The organism is Methanobrevibacter sp. (assembly GCF_045541095.1).
Taxonomy (GTDB): Archaea; Methanobacteriota; Methanobacteria; order Methanobacteriales; family Methanobacteriaceae; genus Methanocatella.
This window is the reverse complement of the sequence record NZ_JAZQIJ010000245.1, coordinates 1-1,605: the sequence shown is the minus strand read 5'-3', so window position 1 is coordinate 1,605 and position 1,605 is coordinate 1. Positions and strand designations below refer to the sequence as shown.

The following is a 1,605-nucleotide window of genomic DNA, read 5'->3' as shown; positions in this document are numbered from 1 at the left end:
GAGTTTTAGAAAAATAGTATTGGGGACTGCCCCATCAAGGGACAGTCCCCGCCTTTTTTATCTGATTTTGTATCCATTCAGTTTCCGGACAACGCATCACAAAATGCATAGTTTTTAACAATCGCACGATTTTTTTTGATTAGGTTCCGATTTCAATCGAATTTTAGTTGAATTTCTTCTGGAATCGACTATAATATTAATAAGGAGATTTGATTGATCATGGAAGTTACAGCTACTGAATTTAAAACGAAGTTTGGTTATTTTCTTTCTCTCGTACCTTCACAAGATATTTGGATCACAAAAAATGGCAAGCCTGTGGCGAGACTGGTTGATCCGAATGTTTCCGCGGTTGATGCGATATCCGGAATTTTGAAGGGAAAGATATCTGATTCAATTGACCGGTATTCATTACGTGATGAAAGGTTGTCTCGTTATGAGATTAATGATTGATGCCAATATTATCCTTGATGTTCTTCTTGAACGAGAGCCATTCTATGAACAGTCCAGAACGATTCTTTCTTTGTGTGAAAAAAAGGAAATTTATGGTTTTATTTCAGCATCGACAGCAACGGATATTTTTTACCTTGTACGAAAGGCACTCGGAAGTACAGATGAGGCTTACAATGCGTTAGGACACATTCTCAATATCGTGAAAATTCTTACTGTTACCAATGATGATGTAAATTGTGCATTTCTTCAAAGGGCTAAAGATTTTGAGGACTGTCTTCTTGCGGTTTGTGCGAAATCGAATAATTGTGACGGAATCGTTACAAGAAACAAAAAGGATTTTTTATCTTTCGATATCAGTGTTTACTCACCGGACGAAATTGTTGAATTGATGAAATAAGCTCTTTTTGTTTTATATGTATAGTCAAACCGGATTTTTTTCAAAAAAAGTTATTATGTTTTTATAATAGTGTCGTTTAAAGCAACATATTGGAAAAGAAAATCTGAAATGATTCGAAATTTTTGGATAATTCATTTTTATTACATAATCGGACCTTTGTCAAAGGTCCGGTTTTTACGTTATAATAAAGCAATAATCACATCGTTGTTTTTACAAATGTAAATTCATCCGATCGTTGTTCACCGGGTAAAGGATCTATTATGAAAAGCCTGAGAAATAAATTTATCAGAACGATATTTTTTTCGTTAATCTTTCTTGCAGTTCTTTTAGCGTTTCTCATGGCGATTGAACGTGCACTGGTCTTGCGGGATGTTTCCAGAGACGGTCAATTCAAGGCAGAAAGCATCAGCAGGACTGTCGATGATTATTATACCCAGACAAACGAGATGAGAGAGTGGTTCTACTCAAAAGTTAGAGACAACGTCCGCATGATGACCTATGTTCTCAGCAATCAGATTGTGGATGGTGAATTCACCGGCAGCAGAAATTATGATGATGGCATCGTCGTACGAATACAAAATGGCAAATTTGAAGATCCGAAGAGCCTGGTTGATTATTTCCCGGATGTCACCGCCGAACAAATACTCAAAGAATATGAACCTTTCAACAGTAATAATGCCGCGGGTGAAATGATGTTATTGACCAGCGGTCACATCGGGGATGGATGGTAAGTCGGAGGCCAAGCGGTCTTAGGAAGA

The 1,605-nt window shown here is 37.1% G+C and carries 3 protein-coding genes; all 3 read left to right on the top strand.

Going from position 1 to position 1,605, the window contains the following annotated elements:
- Positions 1-219 precede the first annotated feature (219 nt).
- The 3 genes from ACKI2P_RS10725 to ACKI2P_RS10715 all read left to right on the top strand — a co-directional run bounded on the left by ACKI2P_RS10725 (position 220) and on the right by ACKI2P_RS10715 (position 1,578).
- Positions 220-450, top strand: a complete 231-nt coding sequence (locus tag ACKI2P_RS10725; RefSeq protein WP_407377465.1) for a type II toxin-antitoxin system Phd/YefM family antitoxin — start codon at positions 220-222, stop codon at positions 448-450.
- Entirely contained in the window at positions 434-847 is a 414-nt protein-coding gene (locus ACKI2P_RS10720; protein ID WP_407377464.1) for a type II toxin-antitoxin system VapC family toxin, read from the top strand. The genes ACKI2P_RS10725 and ACKI2P_RS10720 overlap by 17 nt, the downstream gene beginning before the upstream one ends.
- Positions 848-1,185: 338 nt before the next feature.
- On the top strand, positions 1,186-1,578 hold the full coding sequence (locus ACKI2P_RS10715; protein ID WP_407377463.1) for a hypothetical protein: 393 nt from the start codon (positions 1,186-1,188) through the stop codon (positions 1,576-1,578).
- Positions 1,579-1,605: the final 27 nt, after the last annotated feature.

What these genes read in the sequence shown, in the direction of transcription:
- ACKI2P_RS10720 (WP_407377464.1), top strand. Translation starts at nt 434, where the DNA reads ATGAGATTAATGATTGATGCCAATATTATCCTTGATGTTCTTCTTGAA.
- ACKI2P_RS10725 (WP_407377465.1), top strand. Translation starts at nt 220, where the DNA reads ATGGAAGTTACAGCTACTGAATTTAAAACGAAGTTTGGTTATTTTCTT.
- ACKI2P_RS10715 (WP_407377463.1), top strand. Translation starts at nt 1,186, where the DNA reads ATGGCGATTGAACGTGCACTGGTCTTGCGGGATGTTTCCAGAGACGGT.